Source organism: Pseudomonas sp. E315, assembly GCF_055406205.1.
Genome location: NZ_JBUZPJ010000030.1, coordinates 1 through 6,542, shown reverse-complemented (window position 1 = coordinate 6,542; position 6,542 = coordinate 1). Strand labels below are relative to the sequence as shown.

The following is a 6,542-nucleotide window of genomic DNA, read 5'->3' as shown; positions in this document are numbered from 1 at the left end:
ATGCGAAGGGAGAAGATATCTTAAACAAGATACAGCGAGCCCGTGAGGCAATGGCCTCACGGGCTGGCGGGTAAGTTATTTTCAAAACAGCACACTAGCACTTAAAGAAATCAAGACGAGCCGCCTTGATCCGTACGAACGTATATTTCTATCACAGTCCGGTTTAGCACCTGATGAAGAGATCAGGCTACTGCAGCGAATTGAGCGCGATATCCAGACCAAAGACTGGAGTGAAGCTCAGCTCAACATGATGCTCCACTTAAGTTTCGAATTAGGCCCGCGTTCGATTCAATTCCATTCGCTTGACATTGCGGATTTTGAGTTCATCGAAAGCGCTGATCATGAAAGGTACTACACCCTCTGGCTACCCATGGCCAAAAAGGTTGGTCAACGCAGACCTGAGCGACGGCCCCGCAAAATAACAACCCGGCTGGGGGAGAAAATCTCGCAGCATGTTGCGGAAATGCGACGCCGCTTTGGCGGCGACTGCGAGCCCTTGTTAGTAAGTCCTAACGGAAGACGCATGTCTGTAACCGAAATCGGTGTAAGCCTCAAACACGAGCTATGTAAAGCTGGGATAAACAAGCCCAACCAGGTAACCATGTTGTTGCGTCATCACCTCGGGCAAGGTTTGGCGGACCAAGGAACTCCGGCAGACATGATTGCCGAACTGCTCGGGCACAACAGCACGGTTGCGGCGCGTGCTTACGTGACGGCAACCCCCAACATTGCCCGCATCAAAGAAAAAGCACTGGGTAAGAGCCCGGCCTATCAACGCATCATGCGCAGCTTATTAACTGGGGAAATCGTCCAACGCCGCGATACTGTGCCGGAAAGAGCCATCCGCGGCGTTATCGATACGCAATACATCGGGGACATTGGTGCCTGCGCCCTCCCAGTTCATACCCACTGCCCCTACAATCCCGTCTACGCCTGCTACACCTGCAAGAAATTTCACCCCTTTGCTGACGGCCGCCATGAGCAGGTGAAAGAGGCGTTGCAACGGGAAGCGCAACGGTTCATTGACATGGCAGAACAAGCCGGGGACCTCATTCACAACCGGCCCCTCGCCCAACATCAGACAACCATCCTGGCAGTAAGCGCTACGATCGAACGCTGCCGGCTGCACACGGAGGATGCCGCAGATGACGCTGTCTAGGTCAAGGCAGAGCCTCGAAGGCTTCATTGCACAGGAACAAAAGATTTTTCAGTCGTTGCCAATTTCAACGCCGTGGGCGTCACCGGTATGGGACGTCGGAAGTTGGTTACCACAACGGGATAACCAACATGCTCTTACATTCGAAACGCATCGACAAGCTCTCGAGAAGACAGGCTATTCCGCCCCGCCTAAAGGACCACTCCCCTTCACTTTCCAAGATTTTAGCAAAGCCTTGATTGTGTATTTGCAACGCACCCGGAATCTGAAGTTTTCAATGGCGGCTGCATATAATATTGCAGTACGCCGGCTTTACAATCCCTTGTTTGAGCGCGGCGTATCCGACCCCACACAGTTGACGCGAGGCGATTTTGATCGCGTCGTGGGATTTCTCCGCGAAAGTGGTTACAAGAATCTCTACGACGCGATCTCTCATCTTCAAGTAATAGCGGATACGATTGATAATCTTCAATTAACCGAGATCGCCATCCACTTTGAGCACGGTGCAAAACCAGAAAAACGCCGCCACGACTACATTTCATTGCACGATCCTGATCGTGCGGTAAAACAGCGCAAATCTGATGACAGATTGCCTTCTCGCGAGGCGATGGAAGCCTACGCCTTATGTTCGAACACCCCGCTTAGTGAGGGCGAAGAAATCTTGCTGCGCGTGATCGATTTATTGATTGCGACTGGTCAACGGGGTAATGAGGTAGCAGTAATTCCCTATGACTCTTGGGTCGAAAGGCCGATCAAAGGGACGACAGGAGAGGTGGTTGTAGATGCCAATGGTAAGCCTCTGGTCGAATGCGGAATTAGGTACTTTGCGGAAAAGCAATTTCAATCCCGTGTTCATTGGTTCGCAGAAAGCGACGTTCCTTTAGCCAGGCGTGCGGTCGAACGATTGAAGGTGCTGACGCAAGAGCAACGAGAAATCGCGAGGTGGCAAGAGGACCATCCAGGCCGTCTCTGGGATTACTCTCCGCAGACTGCAATGTCAGAGGATGAAGTTCTGCGTTGGCTCGGGTTTAGCCAGAGCCGAGACACCGCTAGGAATCTATACATGTACTTTTTACGAAACGAAATTCATCCCTGCGACCAGATTAAGGATCGAGGGAAGGCGATCAAACGCAGATATTTGGCTGGCGATATTGAGCGTTTTCTTGTTCCCAAACTTCGCGATCATGCAGCGCTTACTGAAAATGTTGGAGGCAAACTCTGTATTGTCCTAAAAACCAGCGAAACATTAGCTATCGCGTTTGATGGTCAATTCCGCCTCGGTGGGCGGGAAGCAAATGTGTTTCGAGTAATCCCGCGTCGAGTGACACTCTTGGATATCAACCGCGCGTTGGGGAACGATGAAAAATATCCATCCATTTTTTCACGCCGATCATTAACAGAATCTAACGGTGCGCCTATTCGACTGACTAGCCACCAACCTCGACACTGGCGAAACACTATTTACCATCTGACCGGCATGAGTGATGTTCAGCAAGCATTGGCCTTAGGGCGAAAACGCCTCGACCAGAATGTCTACTATCAGCACACGAGCATTGAGGAAAACACTGCTGCGCATCACGAGTTCTTAGCGTTCAATAGCCATCACGAGCGTATTGATTTTCTGCATACAGGCATAAGAGATAAACGCATTCAGGGCGCGTTGACCGACAGTTACCATGCGTTGCTGTCAGATAAAGGCACAACAACTGCAGAAGCATTCCTCAACGTACACGCCACGGCGCTACACGTAACACCCTTCGGAGGTTGCATTCACGATTTCTCCCAAGCGCCCTGCCCTAAGCATCTTCAGTGCTGGAACGGCTGCTCGCATCTCCATCTGATGGGCACTCCATCGGAGCGGGCCAATCTTGAAAAACAAGCCGAGAATTTGACGAGGGCAATTATCATCATGCGCGATGCCGGCGCCGGAGAGGCAGGCAGCGATGTATGGCTAGCGGACCAGGAAGACAAGCTCAACAATTTAAAATCCGTCCTCGCGCGCGATTCCAATGTCGGTGTGCAACGCGTGTTTCCAAATGGGAATCCAATGACGGTTGCGGACACGGATAAACGGCACAGTTCGGTTTCGGATGATTAGAGGCGACCATGGCGCAACGACAGATTTTGAGGGGCGGCACCTTGGACGAGGCTATCGACGCCCTCCTCGCTCAAATGATTAGCTTAGGACTGGAGCTCGCGCCTATTTCGCGCCCCGAAGTGCAGCGTCGATTGGGCCTGACTAGCCGAGCTACCTTAGTGGGGGACCGTGGAAGACGAATCGAGTCCGCCCGTATCGCACAACTCAAGGAGAGTGGCAGAAATCCAGACGGTGCCCGCCGCCGAAGAAGCCTCGAAGAACGTATTGCTAATCTTCAGGTGGAGAATGCTGACTTGATAAAGCAGCGAGACCAGCTCTACGAAGCACTTTCGGCAATTGCGCACAATTGTCTGCTGAAAGGACTGGATGTCGAAAACATACTGGCTCCATTGAGAAAGCGGTAAGAGGCAGAAAGGTTGCCAACGCCACCAACTGACGCGGCGGGCAGCCAAGATTGCCGGACGCGCTAGCGTATCGAAGATGCTGTTAACCGTTCGAGCCTGTTGATCTCATGATCGCCGAGATACTAGTGTGGCCGAAAAAATGATACGAAGATTTTGTAGATCGGATGTGCTGGCCCCCAGAGCCTCAGTGTAGATATGCCCGCCCTCCAGGCTATACACGTAGGCCGCCTCCTTGCTGAGGTCATCCACCGTTACGCGCACCTCTAACAGCCTCTCCATCTTCCACTGATCACTTCCGTTCAGATAAGTCGGTGAAACCAACTGTACATCCAGCACCTAGATGCCTGCTCCGTGTTCATTAAGTAACTGCTCAAGCGCTGAAATGCTGGGAAGCATAACCATGCTAGTCAACGCTTCACTACCTTGTTCTCGACCTACTCTGACGTAAAACCAGGGACATTGAGTGGTCTGCTCAACGTACTGCCAGTACTGGGTAGAGTCATCACCCAAGTACGCGCCGAGGAAAATCTCTGCTGGTTTGTGAGTGATGAACATAGCTCCACCCCAAAAGTGAACACTATAGATTGTAGCCCTATAGAGCTCGCGAAGGCTTCATCGTTCCTTTTGCGAGGTCGGCAATATGGAACTGAAACAGGCTTTTGGCACGGCCCTGAAAAAGCTGAGATCGGAGAGAAAGCTTTCCCAGGAAGATTTCTCCGACGTCAGTAGTCGTACCTATCTCAGCACCCTAGAGCGCGGTCTGAAGAGCCCTACGATCGAGAAGGTAGACGAGCTAGCATCTGTAATGGACGTTCATCCGCTGACCATCCTCGTAGGCTGTTATCTGCTTCAGGACAATCCGATCACCCTCGACGAACTGTTTTCGCGAATTCGAACGGAACTGCCAAGCTAGATGCAATGAACATCTTATGAATCACGTTTCATAAGCAAAGGGGATCAACGGAAGACTGTGGGTTGTAAGGCTTGTGCTAGCATCCAATTTGATCCGAAAATCGAGGTCAGCAGCGATGAAGCACCCAGTTCAGCTGGAAAGTAGCCTCTCTGAAATTTTGGAAGGTAAACAGAAACGTCGTGATGTGTTAATGCTTGCTGTCAGCCTTGCGTCACCGTCTGAGTTAGAAGGACCTGCTGAGCGTTTGAAAGAGGTGATGAGAAAACCTGCTGGATCACGCCGTCAACGCATTCCCCCACCAGAATTCGCCCGATAGAGAAAAATACGATTTCTCCCCTGTGAGCTACATAGCTGATGCTCATGGGATATGAGCAAGTCTTCTCAGTCGCAGCAGGGCTTGCTGGAGACTGGGACGCGATGCGTCGAGCTCGAACTACCCGAAACCCGTGTCTGTAGCCTCCAGTTCGAAGAGCAGGATCAAACATCCAGCTGATGAATTTAGGGGGTTGCCTTCTGCGCTTTAACCTTCTGCGCTTTAATTAGAGCCCGGAAATTGATGGTACTCATCCACTCTGCGAGCTTTTCCACTTCAGCTGCTGCCTGGTGCAGGGCCTCGCGCGTGACATGAACGGCGGGAGGCATCATCCAACTGCCTCCTCTACTAGCCAAAAGGTTCATCTCATGGCTACTGACGAACAGTGGGCTTGGGTGCTTGGTAAGCGCACCTACATTGTGATTTGCCCGTGTAGAAGTTATTGAGGTCGCATGCTGACTTGCATTTCGAGCCAGCACTACCTGCTCCAAAATCGAAAAGCTCGCGGGGCACTTGCTCCAGTCCACGCCAATCTTGGCGAAGGAGATTCGATAGCCGCGGATGAAACCCTTGCTGAAAATATTCTTTCCCCACAATTTTTCAAAGTCCAAACCCGCATTCTTTTCGTGGGTCACGAAGAAGATTTTCAGAGACTCAGAGAGCATCGACACACAGGTCTGACCAACTACGTGGAAACCTGTTTGAGCTCGCAACCACTTCTCCAAAAACGCAGGTTCGTCACTCATGGTTTCCGGGTCGAACGGGGGTGGCAAAAACGGTGGCACACCCTTCTCGATTTTCTGCATAGTCTCGGCGAATGGCGCTATGGCTTCATCGTAGTAATGTTTGATGAATGCGGTGCGCTCTTTGAGAAAAAAAACAACTTCCAATTTTAGTACCTCTCCATGAAGTGAGGGGCCACCCCGTCCCCTCCTCCAAACTGAATCTACAGACCGTGGCATTCCAGTGTCGAGATTTTTCCTGCCGCACGTTTCGGATACATGATGTCAAGCGAACGCATAGACAAACCCAAGCACCGAGAGCGAAACGTCATCGAGCGCCTGTTTGGCTGGCTAAAGGAGCACCGCCGCCTGACGAGCCAATACCGCAAACGAAGCGTTCCTCGAACGTGAGCGGTATACGTGCCTATAGAGTTGAGGAACCCGCCTCACGTCCGGCTTAACCGAAGAAAATTGACAGGACAGTACGCTATAAACCACCCTCAAGATGCTACATCATAACTAAAATCAACTGCATGAAAAAATAGTTAATACCTTCCGAAACCCATCAAACAATAAGGATAACCACAGTGGATGTGACTACTCATTTTTTGAACACCAAGCTCAAGCTAAACAGGGAGATACTCGACAGGTTCGATTTCAGCAGCGGCTTACTGAACATCGTGCAATGCACTAAAATTACCAACGGCCACGCCTACTCCCGTACCGATGCCATACAGTACCATTCCAGCCTGATCAAAATGAATCTCGACTCGTTCGGACAAATGTCTATATTTCCAATTACATTTGATCACCTTGACACCGTTATTGACCTTGAGCGGTAATCCCCCCATTTCTAATACACGTCAGAAATAGAGGTCAGGCCACCAGGGCCAATTTCTGTTTAGGGGTGATGCCGCCGAGGGCCATATTCGGACG

Annotated in this window: 5 protein-coding genes and 1 pseudogene; 5 read left to right on the top strand and 1 reads right to left on the bottom strand. The window is 51.2% G+C overall.

Features of this window, described 5'->3' with window-relative positions; all coding sequences use genetic code 11:
* Positions 1-523: 523 nt before the first annotated feature.
* The 4 genes from ACZRJQ_RS21910 (at position 524) to ACZRJQ_RS21895 (ending at position 4,571) form a co-directional block, all read left to right on the top strand.
* Positions 524-1,159 carry a hypothetical protein gene (locus ACZRJQ_RS21910; protein ID WP_463980356.1) on the top strand — a complete coding sequence of 212 codons (636 nt, stop codon included), beginning with the start codon at positions 524-526 and terminating at the stop codon, positions 1,157-1,159.
* Positions 1,146-3,254, top strand: a complete 2,109-nt coding sequence (locus tag ACZRJQ_RS21905) for a hypothetical protein (RefSeq protein ID WP_463980355.1) — start codon at positions 1,146-1,148, stop codon at positions 3,252-3,254. The genes ACZRJQ_RS21910 and ACZRJQ_RS21905 overlap by 14 nt, the downstream gene beginning before the upstream one ends.
* Before the next feature lie 8 nt (positions 3,255-3,262).
* On the top strand, positions 3,263-3,658 hold the full coding sequence (locus ACZRJQ_RS21900) for a hypothetical protein (RefSeq protein WP_463980354.1): 396 nt from the start codon (positions 3,263-3,265) through the stop codon (positions 3,656-3,658).
* 640 nt (positions 3,659-4,298) lie between these two features.
* Complete coding sequence (locus ACZRJQ_RS21895) at positions 4,299-4,571, top strand: helix-turn-helix domain-containing protein (RefSeq protein ID WP_154905934.1); 273 nt, start codon at positions 4,299-4,301, stop codon at positions 4,569-4,571.
* Positions 4,572-5,069: 498 nt separating this feature from the next.
* Here the strand turns inward: ACZRJQ_RS21895 and ACZRJQ_RS21890 are convergent, their stop codons facing one another.
* Entirely contained in the window at positions 5,070-5,774 is a 705-nt protein-coding gene (locus tag ACZRJQ_RS21890; protein WP_463980353.1) for a hypothetical protein, read from the bottom strand.
* A 132-nt stretch (positions 5,775-5,906) separates the two neighbouring features.
* Between ACZRJQ_RS21890 and ACZRJQ_RS21885 the strand changes: the two are divergent.
* Positions 5,907-5,996 (top strand): annotated as a pseudogene (locus ACZRJQ_RS21885) (IS5/IS1182 family transposase); the annotation flags it as partial.
* Positions 5,997-6,542: the final 546 nt, after the last annotated feature.

What these genes read in the sequence shown, in the direction of transcription:
- ACZRJQ_RS21910 (WP_463980356.1), top strand. Translation starts at nt 524, where the DNA reads ATGTCTGTAACCGAAATCGGTGTAAGCCTCAAACACGAGCTATGTAAA.
- ACZRJQ_RS21905 (WP_463980355.1), top strand. Translation starts at nt 1,146, where the DNA reads ATGACGCTGTCTAGGTCAAGGCAGAGCCTCGAAGGCTTCATTGCACAG.
- ACZRJQ_RS21900 (WP_463980354.1), top strand. Translation starts at nt 3,263, where the DNA reads ATGGCGCAACGACAGATTTTGAGGGGCGGCACCTTGGACGAGGCTATC.
- ACZRJQ_RS21895 (WP_154905934.1), top strand. Translation starts at nt 4,299, where the DNA reads ATGGAACTGAAACAGGCTTTTGGCACGGCCCTGAAAAAGCTGAGATCG.